Raw genomic sequence first — 15,519 nt, forward strand, 5'->3', positions numbered from 1 at the left:
GCCGGCGTGGCGGGGGGACGAGGGCGCGCGCCAGGTGCAGATCGGGTTGCCGACTCTAGCTAGGCTGGGCAAACTGCTCAACACAGAGCCCCCTGGACAAGACTTCGCAAGGAACGCGTCGATGACCATACCTGTACTGTTTGAGTTTGAAGCGTTGCCGATACGGGTGATGACCGGAGAAGGTGGGGAGCATTGGTTCTGCTCCAAGGACGTCTGTGCAATCCTTGGCTACTCCAACTCAAGACAGTCAATTGCTGACCACTGCCGCGAGAAAGGTGTATCTAAACGATACACCCTCACTGAACAAGGTAAGCAAGAACTGCAGTTCATCGATGAGGGCAATCTCTACCGCCTAATCATCAGGAGTCGGAAGGAAGAGGCCAAGCGTTTCGAGTCGTGGGTCTGCGATGAAGTATTGCCAGCTTTGCGCAAGACCGGCGGTTATCAGTTGGAAAACCGCTCGACTGCAGCCGCCCGTATTGCTAACCACCGACTTCGCCTAGGTTTAGGCAAAGAGCTTTATCGCACCCGAGACCCAGCGCTACGCACGCTCATCCACCAGCAGCTGGCTGATGTGTCCAGTGCATTGGGCCTACCTACCCCGGAGATCGACAGTTTAGGTCGCACCGCGCCCGTAGCGCCGGACATCCTAAAGTCTTTCTGGGAGGCTTTGGCTTATCTCGACGGCAAAGGAGTGGACTATAACCACTCCACCCGCTCCAACGTTCTGGCGGTCAATTTGCGAGAGCTCGTCCGCTTGCTCAGAGAAAATGGCCAATCTCTTCGATTCGACACGGCCCTACGCGAGGCCATGTGGCAAAGTCACTCACCACGCTGCCTGCACAAAAACCACGCAGTTCACAGTCGACTAACCGGAAATACCATCAGATGCTGGGTGTTTGAGCGGCTGACGGAATGAAGATGGACGCAGAAAACTCGACACATTTAGCCGGCAGGCGTGGCGGGCGGACAAGGGCGCACGCCGGGTGAGCATAAACTTGCCGGCTGTCACACAGGTGTGCGAGCAGAGGAAACTCAGTTGTGAAAGTAAAAACACGGATGCTGATATGTCGCCTTATCAGTGCGTGCATTCACCAGATTTCATAGCCTTCTATACATATTAACGATCAAGACAGGAGTCTCCCGATGATTTACACCGCTCTTCTTGCCCCCCATGAAAGCCCAAACTCCTCGCTGGAAATCAAGAGAGCATTATTAACCTACGAAAAAGTATTAATAATTGATCCTAATGACCGCGATCTAATCCCATCAAATTCATTAGCTAGCGTATTAATGGGCATGCCATTATTCGGAATGAGCATGGGGGATGTTCGCCCCATGGGCAAAGTACAGGACTATGACGAGCGATTTGAGAGAGTCATAGACGGCGCCAGCGAAGCGGTTAAGCAAGGGCTTATTGAAGTTTGCTCAACTTATCAGCCACACAAATCAGGAAAAGTGACGATTGGCGGGGTGCCTTTAGGTGGTTACCCTATAGATCCGAGTTCAGTTTATTGGATCTATAGAGCAATGGCGTCCAATCAAGATTTTTTGGCATCTGCAGTTCAAGACAGAGCCGATGTTCAAGACCTACTATCACAATCTGCCAACATTTCTCTCCCCGGCAGTGGCGACCGGGGCATAAATGACCTACCAGAACTTCCTTTGTTTGATCAGTATGAGGAATCAACGATACTAGCGAGATCTAGACTTGCCGCATTTATCAAGTATGCGGGATATTGCGAGGCCAAGGAAATCGTCCCCGTGTTTGACTCGAATATTTATGGCGGTATTGCCTCTCAACTACTCAGCAATGCCTCAGCCGCCCTTAGAATAGCTGACGAAGATGGCGAGCTAATACGCGCAGGCAGGGTACTAGAGCTTTGCCACGATGAATTCATCGATGACGCCGCACTTCAAAATATTAGCATCAGAGAAGTAATTAAACTTCGGACATCTGCATGGGGTCGCCAAGCCAAGTCCCGTGAAGAATTGTTCTCATCAGTATTCGAGCTTGCAAACGAAAACTCTCGCAGTAGCAACTTTGAAACAACCGCAAGAGAGCTCATATCGAATTACAAGAAAACCTCAGAAGACTTATCTCTCGAACGCAAAAACCTAAAATTTCAAATAAAATGCGATCTGGGCAAAGCTGCTCTAAGCTTGACGGGTGCGGAAGGAATAATTTCTCAATTGGAGTCACCTTTCGTCGGAGCTTTCGGAACAGTAGTTGCTGGAGGATATTGGGCGCTCGACAAAGCCAAGGAATACATACCCCAACTCCGGCAGCTTAAGCAGCAAGAGGCGCGAATGAAGAGAGGTGCTGCGTTCGGCATGCATAATTTTTACACTCATCCGCGGATCAAAAAAATCACGAAATAAGCAAGAAAAAAAACACCACCCCGACAAACATGGAGATTATGATGGGCCAAGCCAAACAGCGCAAAGCTAGCGACCCGAACTATGGAAAATACTCATCAAAACCGAGGGGGCTCATTGTTTTTAGCCCATCATCGGTCACGGGGAATTCTTTCAACTTAGCTAGCACCAACTTAGACCAGCAAGAACTGCGATCATCTCTATTGTACTGGGACAAACTAGCATGGCCGAAGAACAATTTTATTTACACTCCCAACACGGCTGAAATCGACGAATTGGTACGCATAGGAGTAATGCAGACTCCTACACTGCCACTAAGTGGCGGCGGAGCAGTTGAAGACGTCATGACAGCTGCGCATGAATACGCATTGACATACTTCGAGAATCAAGCACCTGGAATATGGAGCGCAGGAGAAGGAATCAACTCCTTCGTAAACAATAATACGGCACCACCCAAGTCACACTCGGGCACAGGACTTTCACTTTACAATGCACTACCAGTTCCTAGCGCAGATGTACCGCTGGTCGAAATACTTGACTTTAAAGATCGAAGAAGAGCAGAGCTACTTATTTTTCGCGCCCATCTCGACGCAATGGCAAAAGAAATATCGAGCGCAGGCGACAGCGTCGACTCTTTGGGAATAGCGCTCAAGGACTTAGACGCCGCGTGCTCGGACCTAATAAAAGTTACTCGCGAGTGGCAATTCCCTGTCAAATTAGCCAATGTAAAAGCCTCAATGAACTTTAATTTGGCTACCTCTGCGTCCGCTGCCGTCACGGCCTGGAAAAATGCAGACTCCTTTAATCTCGACAATACAGAGAAGGCTATTGCAGCAGTGGCGGCTGGTGTGGCGAGTAATTTTAAAATCAACGCAGATGTAAGCTTTCAAAAAATCAAAAGACCCGCCTCACCATTTAAATACCTTTATCAGGTCACGCGAGAGCTAGGTTAATATTATAAGTCGGCAAGGGGTTGGAACCTCACCACTTCCTCCCCCAACCAATCGTTAATCTGCAACAGCCTGGCCTGTTCAGGCTCCAGCTCGTTGACAGCCCATACATCAGCCGCATCACGGATCGAACCGAAGCCCCCTGCGTTCTGTGGCACCACCCCCATCAACTGAGGTGGGATACGCAACATAGCCAACTGGTCGTCGCGACTGATGTTCTTGATCGCCCCGAAGTCGTCCTTCGCTGCAACCTCGCTGATCGGTATCAGCTGCAGTCCATCCTTCTTGCCACCCGGTGCGTACATGAACAGGTTGCGGAAGTTGCCTGGCCCTTTGCTGTTCTTCATCGCGGTGCGTAGATCGTTCACAAAATCCTCGTTCTGGGCCGCATCGGTCATGTACATGATGAAACCGGCATGGCTGCCGTTCTGGTAGTACTTGCGACGGAACAGAGTGGCGCTCTCGTTCAGCAACGCGCTCTGCAGGGTCGGTAGCCACTCGGGTAGGCCGTAGATCTCCTGGTTGATATCGGCCACCCGCAGGTGGCACACGCTACCGGACTTGAATACGTGCTCATCCTTCCAGCCCCGCACCTGATAGTAGGTGACCAGGTCATTGCCTCGGCGCATGTACTTGGCCAGGCATGGCTGCAGGCCAATAGCCTGGCGCAGCATGTTGTCGCGCTTCTCCAGGTACAGATTACCTGACCAGCCCCAGTCCATGACGATTTGCTCGAACGCCTGCCGGCTGAGTAGCTTGTGGGGAATGAACGTGCGAGCCAATGCGTTGCGCTTGAAGATCAGTCCCGACTGCAGATAGACGCTCGCCTTCGAGGACTTCGCCAGGCCATCCAGCGAAACCGGGGGCTCGTACCAACGTCCGTTGGACCAGCACTCCAGGTAGTCGAGGATCTCCCGGCCATCGAGCACCGGTACAGGGTCGCCGAAGGTGAACGCCATTGGCTGACCGCCTCCGGTCTTGACCAGGAGATCACCTTCAGTTGGCGGCTGGGTGATGGGCTGTTCAAGGGGGCTGTTCATCAGTAGATCTCCATGATGCCGGTGTTGGCCACGGTCTGGCCCTCCAGCGGCTCGTTGTGCAGTGCATGAAAGAGTGCCCACGCCAGATCGGCGTGACCGGTTGTGTCGTTGCGCCCGGCGGTGTAGGTGAATTGACGCCCGCCTGGGGTGACGGTCTTACGGATGGCCATCAGCGATTGCGCCACGTCAGTCCAACCGGCATCGAACTCCAGCCGTCCCTTGCTGATGACGTCCCAGGCCTTCATCACCAGGCGGGTCTTGACCTCCGGGTTGTAGGAGAAGGTGCGCAACGCTGGGAAGAACGGGCGCACCAGCTGCGCCACGGCACTGCCCAGTCCGGTGGTGTCGATCCCGATGTAGGTCACCCAGTATCGCAGCGTGACCTGGCGAATCGTCTCGGCCTGGGCGGTGAAGTCCATCCCTCGGAACTGGTGCCGCTCCAGGATCCTGAACTTGCCACCCGGCACCAGCGGTGGCGCCACTACGATGAGTCCGGCTGTGTCGCCCGTCTCAGCAGGGTCATACCCCACCCAGACCTGCCGATCGGCAAAGGGTCTGGCCGCGAATGGCTTGTAGTCCTCCCAGACCGACCAACTGTCCACCATGCAGGGCTGCAGCATGTTCAGCGGGAAGATGCTCGCGCCGTCGTCGACGAACTGGCACATCAGCAGGTTCTGGAATGCCGCCGCGTCGTACTCCAGCCGCAACTCGTCGATGTCGAATAAGTCGCAGCCCCGCTCTTCCGCGTCCAGGATGGTGACGATCTGCCGCCAGATCCGGTCGTCGCAGAGCTTGCCTTGCTGCAGCACATCGTGGCGGACATCCAGCTTCAGGTGCTGGGCGCTGGGCTTACCCTTGTTGAACCGCTCACCGGTCCAGAAGGTGTAGGCCTCATGCGCCATCGAGCTCGGCGTCGAGAAGTAGGTCCGGCGGTACTGTTTCTGCATCGCCATGCCGGACGCGACCTTGTTCAGTTCGTTGAACTTGAAGGTCCAGAAGAATTCGTCGAAGTAGAAATTGCCGTGGTAGCCCTGGGCAGTCCGGGCATTGGTACCGAGGAAGTGCAGTTCAGCGCCGTTCGGCAGGATGATCGGGTCACCGGTGAGCTCGACGCCCACCGTGTCACGGGCAAACGCCTGGATGTAGGCCTTGAAGATATGCGCCTGGGCCTTGCTGGCCGACAGGAAAATCTGGTTGCGCCCGGTAGTCAGCGCGTCGATCAAGGCCTCCCGGGCAAAGTAGAAGGTTGCACCGATCTGCCGGCTTTTCAGAATCGCACGGGTGCGCTGATTGCCCGCCCGGTACCAGTCTTTCTGGTAGTCAAAGCACCCGTCTAGAAACGCCTCTACCAGCTTCTCGACCAGTTCCTCTGGGATATCGTTGCGTTTGGGCTTACGCTTCTCCCCGGCGTTGCGCTTGGCCAGCTCAGGGTTGAGATCCGTCTCGGTACCGCCCTCCTGGTAACGCTGGATTCGGGCCTGCCGCTCCAGTTGCCGGTGCAGCAGGTCGATTTCCTTGAAGTCCGCGCCAGACTTGGGGTCCTTGAGGAGCAGCTGCACCAGGCGCGTCTCGGTAGCCGCCTGGATGCGCTGCAGCGGCGTGGCCCGGTCCCATTCGTCGCGGGCCTTCCAGCTGTGAAGGGTCTTCTCCTTCTCGCCGATGAGCTCGGCGATCTCGCACACACGGTATCCCTGCCAATACAGATGCTTGGCGTGGCGGCGGTGGTCGGTTGGCAATTCGCAGATAGCGTTCATGCCGCAGATGCTGCCGTTCGCGCGCGCGGAGCCCTATCGCCGTGCCCTGTAGACCGCCCCGCTACAACTCCACCGCATTGCCGCGCCATCGCGCGATGCCGACCATGCCCTCATCGCCAGGCACAACGCCACCGCAATGAGGACTCCCAGCATGGCCGGCAAGACCGACACTCCAGCCAAGAAGTACCGCTCCAAATGGACCCGAATCGCCGTTGAAGGCGCCACCACCGACGGACGCAACATCGAGCGCAGCTGGATCGAGGACATGGCCAGCACCTACAGCCCCAACACCTACGGCGCCCGGATCAACTGCGAGCACATCAAGGGCTACTGGCCCGGTGGCGAGTTTGGTGCCTATGGCGACGTCCTAGCGCTGAAGGCTGAAGAAGTCGAAATTGCCGGCGTCAAGAAGCTGGCCCTGTTCGGTCAACTCCAACCCAACGATGCCCTGCTCGCCCTGAACAAGGCCGGCCAGAAGATCTACACCTCGATCGAAGTTCAGCCGAAGTTCGCCGACAGCGGCAAGGCCTACCTGGTCGGCCTCGCCATCACCGACACCCCGGCCAGCCTCGGAACCGAGGCGCTGTCCTTCAGTGCGCAGCACGGCACCCTGACCGGCCGCAAACAGGACAAAGACAACCTGTTTACCGCTGCGGAAGAAACGGCCCTGGCGTTTGAGGAGGTCGCCGACACCCCCGGCATGTTCGCCGCGCTAAAAGACAAAGTTGGCGAGCTCCTCGGCAAGAGCAAGGAAAAAGATGGCAAGGACGCCGCCAGCTTCGCCGCCTTGGGCGAAATGATCGAAAGCCTGGCCACTCACGGCAGCGAGCAAGCCGCCGCCTTCGCTGCCGAGCAGAAAGCCCGCCAGGAACTGCAAACCAAGTTCGAGCAGCTCGAATCCAAGTTCAGCGATCTGGTCAAGCGCCTGGGTGACACCGAAGACCACAGCCAGACGCAACGACCGCCGGCAACGGGCGGCGATGGTGCCGTGCTGTCTTCCTTCTAACCCGCCCGACCGATCACCGGAGAATTACCCATGCGTAACGAAACTCGCCTCGTCTACAACGGCCTGCTGGCCCACATCGCCAAGCTGAACAGCGTGCCCAATGCTGCCGAGAGCTTCAGTGTTACCCCGTCCGTCCAGCAGAAACTGGAGACGGCAATTCAGGAGTCCAGCGACTTCCTCAAGCGCATCAACATCATCGGCGTTAACGACCAGGAGGGCGAAGCCATTGCCCTGGGCGTAAATGGCCCGACTGCCAGCCGCACCAACACCGCCGGCGGCAACCGCCGCAATCCGGCAAACGTGGCCAACCTGAAAAAGGACACCTACAGCTGCAAGAAGACCGACTTTGACACAGCCTTCCCCTATCAACTGCTGGATGCCTGGGCCAAGTTCCCCGACTTCCAGGTGCGCCTTGCCAACGCCATCGCTCAGCGCCAGGGCCTCGATCGCCTCATGATCGGCTTCAACGGCATCAGCGCCGCACCGGTCACCGACCGCGCCACCAACCAGTTGCTGCAGGATGTAAACGTCGGTTGGCTGCAGAAGATCCGCATCGCTGCCCCGGAACGCGTTCTCGACGAAGGCGCTACTCCGGGTAAGGTCACCGTGGGCGCCACCGGCGACTACAAGACTCTTGACGGTCTGGTCTTCGATGCCGTGCAGATGTTGGATCCGTGGCACCGCAAGCGCCCCGACCTGGTGGTCATCGTCGACCGAGCGTTGCTGCATGAAAAGCAACTGGCAGCCGTGGAAAAAGGGGCGGTCTCCAACCAGGAAGAAAACGCTGCAGACGAAGTCGTCACCAAGGGGCGCCTGGGTGGCCTGAAAATCGAAGACGCCCCGTTCTTCATCGAGGGCGGCGTTCTGGTCACCACCCTGGCCAACCTCGCCATCTACTGGCAGGAAAGCGCGCGCCGCCGTCACCTGAAAGACGAGCCGGAATACGACCGCATTGCCGACTACCAGTCGTCCAACGACGCCTACGTCATCGAGGACCTCGGCCTGGTCGCCCTGGTCGAAAACATCGAGCGGGTGTAAGCCATGGCCCTGACCCTTGCCCAACGCAACCAGCTGCGCAAGCGCGCAGCCCAGGAGGCTGCAGCCGTCGCCCCTGCCGCCCTGATGGAAGGCGCCACCGGCTATGAAGTGATGCTCGCCGCACTGCAGCAGGATCAGTTCCGCCTGAAGCAGGTGCAATCCCAGGAGGGCAAGGCACAGCTCAAGGTCGAGATGCTGCCGGCATACGTGCCCTACGTGGACGGCGTGCTCTCAGCAGGCCAAGGCGCCCAGGACGACGTGCTCACCACCCTGATGGTCTGGCGCTTCGACGCGGGCGACTTCGGCGGCGGATTGCATATCGCTGAATACGTTCTGCGCCACGGGCTGAAGATGCCGGACCGCTTCAACCGTACTACCGGCTGCCTGGTGGCAGAGGAAGTCGCCACGGCAGCGCTCAAGGCCCAGAAATCTGGCAGCACCTTCCCGCTGGACATCCTCACCACCACTGCGGTGCTGACTGACGTCCAGGACATGCCGGACGAAGTGCGCGCCAAGCTGATGCTGGCCCTCGGCCGCGCCACGCTGGAAGGCATCAGCGACGAACACCCAGGGCAGCCTGGCCAGTTGCAGGCTGGCATCGAGCTGCTCAAACGCGCCATCGAGTTGCACAGCAGCTGCGGCGGTAAGAAAGACCTGGAGCGCGCCGAGCGCCTCCTCAAGAAACACGCTGGCCCTGCCAGCTAACCGAGCGTCCCCACGCACCCGGCGGCTCGGGGCGGATCAGCAGGCTTACTCCTTGGCTCAGCTGTGAAGCCCCGACCACCGCCGACCTATTCGAGCGACAAGCATGAGCGGATTTATCGCCGGCGGCATTCCAACCACCGCTTTCCCGATCAGCAACGGCACCTTCTGGCCAGAGATCAACGGTCAGCACTTGCGCGCCGCCATGCGCATCACCGACGCAGTGACCGACGACCGTCTGGAGGTTGCGGCGGTCAACGCCATGATCGAAGCCAACCGGGAGCTTGCCGGCTACCGGGATGCACAGCAGGCCCAGGGCTATGCCGCCCTGGCCGACGTGCCGGCGGAGCCGATCAAAGGCGAAAGCCAGTTACTGCACCTCTACCGCAGGGTCATTTATTGCAACGCCCTGGCCGAGCTGGTGGAGCGCTACAGCAGCTTCGATGCCACCAACAGCGGCGAGAAGAAGATCACCGAGGAAGAAAGTAGCGCCGACCAGCTACGCCGCGATTCACGCAAGGCCCTGCGCAGCATCCTCGGCGTCAGCCACACCACCGTGGAGCTGCTGTGATGCCGGCCGTAATCGCCAACCAGGGCGACACCGTGGATGCCATCTGCTGGCGTTTCTACGGCCGCACCGCCGGCGTCACCGAGGCAGTGCTTGAGGCCAACCCCGGCCTGGCCGATCACGGCACCACTATCCCGCACGGCACGCAAATCACCCTGCCCGATGCCGCGCCACAAGTTGAACAACGCCAGGTGGTGAACCTATGGGACTGACCACCACCAACAAAAGGACCTCGTGCCATGGCTGATCCGACTTCCAGCTCCATCACCGGCCTGCTGATGGGCCTTGGCCTGGCCACCGCCGTGCCGCAGATCGATGGCGAGGCGCTGTTCGGCGCCCTCCTCGGCGCGTGGCTGGTGACCAGCATCAAACGCGATCTCAAGGCCTGGCAGCGTCTGGGCTCGCTGCTGCTCTCGGCCGGCGTGGGCTACCTGTTCGCGCCGGTGGCCCTGAAGATCGCGCCGATTATCAACAGCGGCGGCGCCGCGTTCGCCTGCGCCCTGGTCGTGATCCCGATCAGCATCAAGGCCATGCTCTGGGTCGAACAGGCCGATCTGTTCGACATCCTGCGCCGCATCAGAGGGGGGAGCTGAGATGTCCATTGTCGCCCTGGTCATTCCGCTGACCACCGCCAGCGCCTACTTGTTTGGCGCCCTGCGGTTGGCCTGCTACAGCCGAGGAAATGCCCGCTACCGGCGCGGCATCTCACTGCTGGCCAGCCTGTTCGGCGCCGCGCTGTGCATGAGCGGCCTTGAGCTGCTGCTGTATCGCCCACCGGTAAGCCTATGGCAGGCCGTGACCGCCGTACTGCTCTGCACCCTGATTTACCGATCACGCGGCAATGTCGCCGCCCTGCTGAGGCCAAGCGTATGACCCTCACCCTGCGCCACGGCGACCGTGGCCAAGCCGTCAGCCACCTGCAAAAGCAGCTCAACCAGGCCGGTGCCAAGCCTGCGCTGGTCGTCGACGCCGACTTCGGCGACGCTACGGAAAAGGCGGTGCGCGCCTTCCAGGCCAAGGTCGGCCTGGTCGATGACGGCATTGCCGGCAGCAAGACCCAGGCGGCCCTGGCCGGCGCCGATTGCCGCCTGCTGCTGAGCAACGCCACCCTGCTGGCGGGCGCCGAGCGCCTGGGCGTCGAGCTGGCCGCGATCTACGCCGTCAACGAGGTGGAGAGCCACGGCCAGGGCTTCCTGGCCAACGGCAAGCCGAAAATCCTGTTCGAGCGGCATGTCATGTACAAGCGCCTGGCGATGCCGCGTAACGAGGGTGACGACGTCGCCGAGCTGCAGCGCCATGCCGATGAACTGGCCACGGCCTACCCGCAGCTGGTCAACCCCCGCCCGGGTGGCTACATCGGCGGTACCGGCGAGCACCAGCGCCTGGCCCAGGCCCGCATGCTCGATGCCGACCGGGCCGCCGAGTCGGCGAGCTGGGGGGCTTTCCAGATCATGGGCTATCACTGGCAGCGCCTGGGCTATGCAAGCCTGGCTGACTTCGTCAACCGGATGCACCAGGACGAGAGCGAACACTTCGAGGCCTTCGTCCGCTTCATCGAGTCGGATCCGGCGTTGCACAAAGCGCTCAAGGGCAAGAAGTGGGCGCAGTTCGCCAAGCTCTACAACGGGCCAGCCTACGCCCGGAACCTCTACGACGTGAAGCTCGAACGCGCCTACGAACGGCACGCTGCCTGCGGCTGCACCCTCGCCGCGTAACCCGCCACCAGCGGTCCAGGAGTCCCCATGATCGACATTGCTCAGATCCGCAAGCACAGCCCTCAGGATGGTGACGTCTTCGTGTTGCCCGAGGGTGCCGACCACCAGGACGCCCAGGCCTTCGCCGAGGCACTTCATATGGCGTGCCCGGGCGTGAAATGCCTGGTACTCACTACCGATATTCAGCGTCTGGATGTCGCCGCGATGAACGCCGCCGGCTGGTACCGGGCGTGATCGGTGTGCGGCAGGCCGGATTGACGGTCGCAGCGGCTGCTGCGCTGGCCCTGCTGTTCTGGGGCCAGCATCAGCGCCTTGAGGTGGAAAAGGCCAAGGCCACCAACGCAGTAGAGCGCCTGCAAAGAGTCCAGGAGCGCAGCGATCGCCAGACCGCCACCATCGTTCGCCTCGACGCCGAGGTGCAGGCCGAACGCACCGCCCAGGCCGCCCTGCGGACCACCCAGAATCAACTGCGCCAGAGCCTGGCCGACAGCCTCAACCAGATCCAGGAGCTCGAACATGCGAACGCCGAACTTTCCGATTGGTCCCGCCAGCCTCTGCCTGCTGCTGCTCGCCGGCTGCGCGAGCGCCCCGCCATCACCGGCGCCGCAGATTATCGTGACTGGCTGTCCCGCCGTCGTACCCTGCCGCCTGCCACCGGCGGCACCGATCGGTAACGGCGAGTTGCTGCGCGATGCCGAAGTGGTGGAAGCCGCCTGGGCTGACTGCGCCGCCCAGGTCGATACGGTGTACCAGGCGCAACAGAAGGCCCCTCGCCCATGAACAAGCCCGATTCCCTGCGCAACCACCTCCTCGCCGCCGTGCCTGAGTTGCGCAATGACCCCGACCGCCTCCTGGTGTTCATCGACAACGGCACCGTCCGCAGCACCGCTGCGGTGGGTCTTTCATTCGAGTACGCGTACACCCTGAACGTGATGTTGACGGATTTTGCCGGCCACCCAGATGCGCTGATGATTCCCCTGCTGGCCTGGTTGATGGTCAACCAGCATGAGCTGATCGCCAATCTGGAAAAGGGCAAGGAAGCCATCAGGTTCGAAGCCGACGTCCTGGACAACAGCAAGGTCGACCTGTCGATCGAGCTTGCCCTCACCGAGCGGGTGATCGTCAAGAAACAGGACGACGGCACGTTGCAGGTCAGCCATCCGGACGAGCCTCAGCTTGAGCCGTTCCTGCCAGCCGGGGACTGGAAGCTGTACGCCGGCGGCGAACTTCTCGCCGAATGGCAGAGCACCGCCCAGGACGGCGGCGATATCGCCGGCTCGCACCCCCGCCGCCATGGCTGATAACCTCAACGCCTTGGAAGACTGGGCCGGCGCCTTGCTGGCCAAGCTGGAGCCGAGCGCCCGCCGCAAGCTCAACCAGGAGATTGCCCGGGATCTGCGCCGCAGACAGCAGCAGCGCATCGCCGCACAGCGCAACCCTGACGGCTCCCCTTATGCCAAACGCAAGCCGCGCCAACTGCGTGGCAAGGCTGGCCGGATCAAGCGGCAGATGTTCACCAAACTGCGCCAGGCCAAACACCTGAAACTGCAGAGCACCCCGAACTCGATCGCCATTGGCTTTCTTGCCCGCACGGCCCGCATCGCCCGGATCCACCAGGAAGGCCTGCGTGATCGCCCAGGCAAGGGCGCAGCTGACATCCAGTACGAGCGCCGCGAGCTGCTGGGCTTCAGCCCCGCAGACATCGAGCTGATCCGCGATCGCCTGCTCGAACACCTCACCCGCTGACCCTGCCGCTGTAACCAGGCTTTCTACAAGCTGCGCGCCGTGCGCTTCACGCGCGCGCATCGCAGCATCACCGGCATGAACATCGCCGAACTCGCTCGTCTCATTGAAAACCTTGTCCGCCTCGGCACCGTCGAAGCGGTCCAGGTGCAGCCGCCCCGCGTCAAAGTGAAAAGCGGCAAGATCGTCACCGCCTGGCGGCCGTGGCTGAGCCTGCGTGCCGGCGCTGACCGCGAATGGGACCCGCCCACCGTTGGCGAACAGGTCGTACTGTTGAGCCCGTCGGGGCTACTCGCCCAGGCCGTCGTGCTCACCGGCCTGTTCAGCGACCACAACCCGGCCAACGGTGACCGCGAAGGCCTGCACCGCCGCACCTACCGCGACGGCGCTGTGATCGAGTACGACAGCATCGCTCACCAACTGCGCGCCATCCTCCCCGAGGGCGGCGTCACCGATATCACCAGCACTGGCGGCATCAACATCACCGGCCCGATCAACCACACCGGTGATTACACCCAACAGGGCAACCAGCAGGTTACTGGCACCGTGACCGTGTCCGAGGACGTGGTTGCCGGCGCCGACGGCATCAGTCTGGTTAACCACCGCACATCCGGCGTAATGCCTGGACCAGGTGAATCAGGAGCGCCCGTGCCATGACCGGTATGAATGCCCAGACCGGGCGCGCGATCTCCGATCGCCTGCACCTTGCGCAGTCAATCGCCGACATCCTCACCACCCCGATCGGCAGCCGCGTCATGCGCCGAGATTACGGGAGCCAGCTGGTCGACCTCATTGACTGGCCGCTGAACAACGCCACTCGCCTGCAGGCATACGCCGCGACCGCTATGGCCCTGATGCGCTGGGAACCACGCATCCGCCTCAGCCGCGTGCTGTTGAGCCTGGGTGACGTACCTGGCCAAGCCATCCTCGACGTTGAAGGCTCACTCACAGACAGCAACGAGCCGTTGAACCTGCGCATTCCATTGAACCTGGGGGCTGGGGCATGAACACGTTCACCCCGATTGATATCAACTTGCTGCCTGCCCCGCAGGTGGTGGAACAGATCGACTACGAGCAGATCCTCAGTGAGCGCATGGCGTTCCTGGTCAGCCTCTGGCCGGTCGATGAGCAGCCCGGCATTGCCGCCAAGCTTGCCCTGGAGTCGGAACCCCTGACCAAACTGGTGCAGGAGAATGCCTACCGGGAAATGGTCTGGCGCCAGCGAGTCAACGAGGCGGCGCTTGCTACCCTGCTGGCCAAAGCAACCGAGGATGACCTCGAACAGGTAGCAGCCAACTACAACGTGTCTCGGCTTGTCGTCATTCCGGCAGATCCCACTGCTGTCCCGCCTGTCGCCGCCGTCAAGGAATCGGACGACAGCCTGCGAGAACGCGCTCAAATGGCCTGGGAAGGATTGTCGACCGCCGGCCCGCGCAACAGCTACATCCTCCATGCGCGCAGCGCCGAGGGCAGCATCGCGGATGCCACGGCAGAAAGCCCGTCGCCAGCGGTCGTCGTCGTGACTGTTCAATCGCTCCTGGGCGACGGCAGCGTCGAAGCCGAAGTGCTTGAGATCGTTCAGCGTTACTTGAGTGATGATGACCGCCGCCCCGTCGCCGATCGGCTCACCGTTCAATCGGCCCAGGTGATCACCTACGCGGTCGATGCAACGATCTACCTCTCTACGACCGGCCCGGAATCCGAGCCAATCCGGGCCGCTGCGGAAGCCAAACTGAACGCCTTTGTCGGTCAGCGACGGCGCTTAGGCGTCGAGGTTTCAGAGTCGGCCATATTCGCCGCGCTGCATGTAGAAGGCGTCCGCAAGGTCGAGCTCGCCGGCTGGGTCGACCTGAAACCCACCCCCGCCCAAGCGGCCTACTGCGAAAGCGTCAGCGTCAAAGTCGGAGCGTCGGAATGACCGCCCTGCTGCCGCCCAACGCCAGCCAGCTGGAGCGCCTGGCCGCTGAGGCACTTGCGCAGATCGACCAGGTGCCGGTCCCGATCCGGGATTTGCTGAACCCTGACCGCTGCCCAGCAGCGATGCTCCCCTACCTGGCCTGGGCTTTCTCTGTCGATCGCTGGGATGCCAGCTGGGGCGAAGCAACGAAGCGGCAGGTGATCAAGTCCTCCTACTACGTCCACTCGCACAAGGGCACCATCGGCGCGTTGCGGCGGGTGATTGAACCGCTGGGCTATCGGATCAAGGTCACCGAATGGTGGGAGACCCAGCCCGAAGGCACTCCCGGCACGTTCTCGCTAGACATCGAAGTGCTCGATGCCGGCATCAGCGAGGCCACCTACGAGCTGCTCAATGCCCTGATCGGGGATGCGAAGCCGCTGAGTCGCCATGTTGCCGAGCTGAACCTTATCGGCGTCGTCGCCGGCCCGTTGACGGTCGCAACGACCCTGCAGGATGGCCACGAAACTTCCATCTATCCCTACGCCCCCCGGCAAATCGAAAGCGCGGGCCAGGTCTTCTTCAGCGTTGCCATCTACGACGGCGACTCAACCTCCATTTTCCCGAAAGCCCCGGCGGCTATTGAGTCGCAGATCTCGATCAACGCCGCATCCACGATCGTGAGCATCGACACGGTCGCGGTATACCCCCAAGTTTAGGAGCAGGC

General features: G+C 60.6%; 21 protein-coding genes and 1 pseudogene. 20 read left to right on the top strand and 2 right to left on the bottom strand.

Features of this window, described 5'->3' with window-relative positions:
* The first annotated feature begins 121 nt into the window (after positions 1–121).
* The 3 genes from M2D63_RS00510 (at position 122) to M2D63_RS00520 (ending at position 3,332) form a co-directional block, all read left to right on the top strand.
* On the top strand, positions 122–919 hold the full coding sequence (locus M2D63_RS00510) for a BRO family protein (RefSeq protein WP_285860720.1): 798 nt from the start codon (positions 122–124) through the stop codon (positions 917–919).
* 227 nt (positions 920–1,146) lie between these two features.
* Positions 1,147–2,382, top strand: coding sequence for a hypothetical protein (locus M2D63_RS00515; protein ID WP_285860721.1), 1,236 nt, complete (start codon positions 1,147–1,149; stop codon positions 2,380–2,382).
* 41 nt (positions 2,383–2,423) lie between these two features.
* On the top strand, positions 2,424–3,332 hold the full coding sequence (locus tag M2D63_RS00520) for a DUF6236 family protein (protein ID WP_285860722.1): 909 nt from the start codon (positions 2,424–2,426) through the stop codon (positions 3,330–3,332).
* 2 nt (positions 3,333–3,334) lie between these two features.
* On the opposite strand, the gene M2D63_RS00525 is transcribed toward M2D63_RS00520, so the two are convergent.
* A complete protein-coding gene (locus M2D63_RS00525; RefSeq protein WP_285860723.1) occupies positions 3,335–4,369 on the bottom strand; it encodes a phage portal protein in 1,035 nt (344 codons plus the stop codon).
* Positions 4,369–6,123, bottom strand: a complete 1,755-nt coding sequence (locus M2D63_RS00530; RefSeq protein ID WP_285860724.1) for a terminase ATPase subunit family protein — start codon at positions 6,121–6,123, stop codon at positions 4,369–4,371. Before M2D63_RS00530 ends, M2D63_RS00525 begins: the two co-directional genes overlap by 1 nt.
* 151 nt (positions 6,124–6,274) lie before the next feature.
* Between M2D63_RS00530 and M2D63_RS00535 the strand changes: the two genes are divergently transcribed.
* From M2D63_RS00535 to M2D63_RS00615, 17 genes and pseudogenes are all read left to right on the top strand, one after another.
* Positions 6,275–7,129, top strand: a complete 855-nt coding sequence (locus M2D63_RS00535) for a GPO family capsid scaffolding protein (RefSeq protein ID WP_285860725.1) — start codon at positions 6,275–6,277, stop codon at positions 7,127–7,129.
* A gap of 30 nt (positions 7,130–7,159) precedes the next feature.
* A complete protein-coding gene (locus M2D63_RS00540) occupies positions 7,160–8,167 on the top strand; it encodes a phage major capsid protein, P2 family (RefSeq protein ID WP_285860726.1) in 1,008 nt (335 codons plus the stop codon).
* 3 nt (positions 8,168–8,170) lie between these two features.
* Entirely contained in the window at positions 8,171–8,872 is a 702-nt protein-coding gene (locus M2D63_RS00545; RefSeq protein ID WP_285860727.1) for a terminase endonuclease subunit, read from the top strand.
* Between the two features lie 103 nt (positions 8,873–8,975).
* Positions 8,976–9,440 (top strand): head completion/stabilization protein, encoded by a 465-nt coding sequence (locus M2D63_RS00550; RefSeq protein WP_285860728.1) that lies wholly within the window; start codon positions 8,976–8,978, stop codon positions 9,438–9,440.
* Positions 9,440–9,649, top strand: coding sequence for a tail protein X (locus M2D63_RS00555; RefSeq protein ID WP_285860729.1), 210 nt, complete (start codon positions 9,440–9,442; stop codon positions 9,647–9,649). The genes M2D63_RS00550 and M2D63_RS00555 overlap by 1 nt, the downstream gene beginning before the upstream one ends.
* 27 nt (positions 9,650–9,676) lie before the next feature.
* The gene (locus M2D63_RS00560; RefSeq protein ID WP_285860730.1) at positions 9,677–10,030 is read left to right on the top strand and encodes a putative holin; all 354 of its coding nucleotides are present in this window, start codon (positions 9,677–9,679) and stop codon (positions 10,028–10,030) included.
* Position 10,031: 1 nt separating this feature from the next.
* Positions 10,032–10,310, top strand: a complete 279-nt coding sequence (locus M2D63_RS00565) for a phage holin family protein (protein ID WP_285860731.1) — start codon at positions 10,032–10,034, stop codon at positions 10,308–10,310.
* Complete coding sequence (locus M2D63_RS00570; protein ID WP_285860732.1) at positions 10,307–11,152, top strand: N-acetylmuramidase family protein; 846 nt, start codon at positions 10,307–10,309, stop codon at positions 11,150–11,152. Before M2D63_RS00565 ends, M2D63_RS00570 begins: the two co-directional genes overlap by 4 nt.
* Positions 11,153–11,179: 27 nt before the next feature.
* A complete protein-coding gene (locus tag M2D63_RS00575) occupies positions 11,180–11,386 on the top strand; it encodes a hypothetical protein (RefSeq protein WP_285860733.1) in 207 nt (68 codons plus the stop codon).
* Positions 11,311–11,745, top strand: a pseudogene (locus tag M2D63_RS00580) (hypothetical protein); the annotation flags it as partial. The gene M2D63_RS00575 and the pseudogene M2D63_RS00580, both read left to right, overlap by 76 nt.
* A complete protein-coding gene (gene lysC, locus M2D63_RS00585; protein WP_285860735.1) occupies positions 11,669–11,932 on the top strand; it encodes an Rz1-like lysis system protein LysC in 264 nt (87 codons plus the stop codon). The pseudogene M2D63_RS00580 and the gene lysC, both read left to right, overlap by 77 nt.
* Positions 11,929–12,453: a phage tail protein gene (locus M2D63_RS00590; protein WP_285860737.1), complete on the top strand. Its 525-nt coding sequence runs from the start codon at positions 11,929–11,931 to the stop codon at positions 12,451–12,453. Before lysC ends, M2D63_RS00590 begins: the two co-directional genes overlap by 4 nt.
* Positions 12,446–12,898 carry a phage virion morphogenesis protein gene (locus M2D63_RS00595; protein WP_285860738.1) on the top strand — a complete coding sequence of 151 codons (453 nt, stop codon included), beginning with the start codon at positions 12,446–12,448 and terminating at the stop codon, positions 12,896–12,898. Before M2D63_RS00590 ends, M2D63_RS00595 begins: the two co-directional genes overlap by 8 nt.
* A gap of 75 nt (positions 12,899–12,973) precedes the next feature.
* Entirely contained in the window at positions 12,974–13,552 is a 579-nt protein-coding gene (locus tag M2D63_RS00600; RefSeq protein WP_285860740.1) for a phage baseplate assembly protein V, read from the top strand.
* The gene (locus M2D63_RS00605; protein ID WP_285860741.1) at positions 13,549–13,902 is read left to right on the top strand and encodes a GPW/gp25 family protein; all 354 of its coding nucleotides are present in this window, start codon (positions 13,549–13,551) and stop codon (positions 13,900–13,902) included. The genes M2D63_RS00600 and M2D63_RS00605 overlap by 4 nt, the downstream gene beginning before the upstream one ends.
* Positions 13,899–14,813, top strand: coding sequence for a baseplate J/gp47 family protein (locus M2D63_RS00610; protein ID WP_285860743.1), 915 nt, complete (start codon positions 13,899–13,901; stop codon positions 14,811–14,813). Before M2D63_RS00605 ends, M2D63_RS00610 begins: the two co-directional genes overlap by 4 nt.
* Positions 14,810–15,511 carry a phage tail protein I gene (locus tag M2D63_RS00615; protein ID WP_285860746.1) on the top strand — a complete coding sequence of 234 codons (702 nt, stop codon included), beginning with the start codon at positions 14,810–14,812 and terminating at the stop codon, positions 15,509–15,511. The genes M2D63_RS00610 and M2D63_RS00615 overlap by 4 nt, the downstream gene beginning before the upstream one ends.
* The last annotated feature ends 8 nt before the right edge of the window (positions 15,512–15,519 follow it).

Origin of the sequence: Pseudomonas sp. BJa5 (genome assembly GCF_030272875.2) — a bacterium.
Classification (GTDB): domain Bacteria; phylum Pseudomonadota; class Gammaproteobacteria; order Pseudomonadales; family Pseudomonadaceae; genus Aquipseudomonas.

Excerpts from the sequence above, each read along its gene's own strand:
- lysC (WP_285860735.1), top strand. The coding sequence starts at position 11,669 with ATGCGAACGCCGAACTTTCCGATTGGTCCCGCCAGCCTCTGCCTGCTG.
- M2D63_RS00590 (WP_285860737.1), top strand. The coding sequence starts at position 11,929 with ATGAACAAGCCCGATTCCCTGCGCAACCACCTCCTCGCCGCCGTGCCT.
- M2D63_RS00600 (WP_285860740.1), top strand. The coding sequence starts at position 12,974 with ATGAACATCGCCGAACTCGCTCGTCTCATTGAAAACCTTGTCCGCCTC.
- M2D63_RS00520 (WP_285860722.1), top strand. The coding sequence starts at position 2,424 with ATGGGCCAAGCCAAACAGCGCAAAGCTAGCGACCCGAACTATGGAAAA.
- M2D63_RS00605 (WP_285860741.1), top strand. The coding sequence starts at position 13,549 with ATGACCGGTATGAATGCCCAGACCGGGCGCGCGATCTCCGATCGCCTG.
- M2D63_RS00550 (WP_285860728.1), top strand. The coding sequence starts at position 8,976 with ATGAGCGGATTTATCGCCGGCGGCATTCCAACCACCGCTTTCCCGATC.
- M2D63_RS00545 (WP_285860727.1), top strand. The coding sequence starts at position 8,171 with ATGGCCCTGACCCTTGCCCAACGCAACCAGCTGCGCAAGCGCGCAGCC.
- M2D63_RS00560 (WP_285860730.1), top strand. The coding sequence starts at position 9,677 with ATGGCTGATCCGACTTCCAGCTCCATCACCGGCCTGCTGATGGGCCTT.
- M2D63_RS00615 (WP_285860746.1), top strand. The coding sequence starts at position 14,810 with ATGACCGCCCTGCTGCCGCCCAACGCCAGCCAGCTGGAGCGCCTGGCC.
- M2D63_RS00595 (WP_285860738.1), top strand. The coding sequence starts at position 12,446 with ATGGCTGATAACCTCAACGCCTTGGAAGACTGGGCCGGCGCCTTGCTG.
- M2D63_RS00525 (WP_285860723.1), bottom strand. The coding sequence starts at position 4,369 with ATGAACAGCCCCCTTGAACAGCCCATCACCCAGCCGCCAACTGAAGGT.
- M2D63_RS00555 (WP_285860729.1), top strand. The coding sequence starts at position 9,440 with ATGCCGGCCGTAATCGCCAACCAGGGCGACACCGTGGATGCCATCTGC.
- M2D63_RS00515 (WP_285860721.1), top strand. The coding sequence starts at position 1,147 with ATGATTTACACCGCTCTTCTTGCCCCCCATGAAAGCCCAAACTCCTCG.
- M2D63_RS00540 (WP_285860726.1), top strand. The coding sequence starts at position 7,160 with ATGCGTAACGAAACTCGCCTCGTCTACAACGGCCTGCTGGCCCACATC.
- M2D63_RS00575 (WP_285860733.1), top strand. The coding sequence starts at position 11,180 with ATGATCGACATTGCTCAGATCCGCAAGCACAGCCCTCAGGATGGTGAC.
- M2D63_RS00535 (WP_285860725.1), top strand. The coding sequence starts at position 6,275 with ATGGCCGGCAAGACCGACACTCCAGCCAAGAAGTACCGCTCCAAATGG.
- M2D63_RS00530 (WP_285860724.1), bottom strand. The coding sequence starts at position 6,123 with ATGAACGCTATCTGCGAATTGCCAACCGACCACCGCCGCCACGCCAAG.
- M2D63_RS00510 (WP_285860720.1), top strand. The coding sequence starts at position 122 with ATGACCATACCTGTACTGTTTGAGTTTGAAGCGTTGCCGATACGGGTG.
- M2D63_RS00610 (WP_285860743.1), top strand. The coding sequence starts at position 13,899 with ATGAACACGTTCACCCCGATTGATATCAACTTGCTGCCTGCCCCGCAG.
- M2D63_RS00570 (WP_285860732.1), top strand. The coding sequence starts at position 10,307 with ATGACCCTCACCCTGCGCCACGGCGACCGTGGCCAAGCCGTCAGCCAC.
- M2D63_RS00565 (WP_285860731.1), top strand. The coding sequence starts at position 10,032 with ATGTCCATTGTCGCCCTGGTCATTCCGCTGACCACCGCCAGCGCCTAC.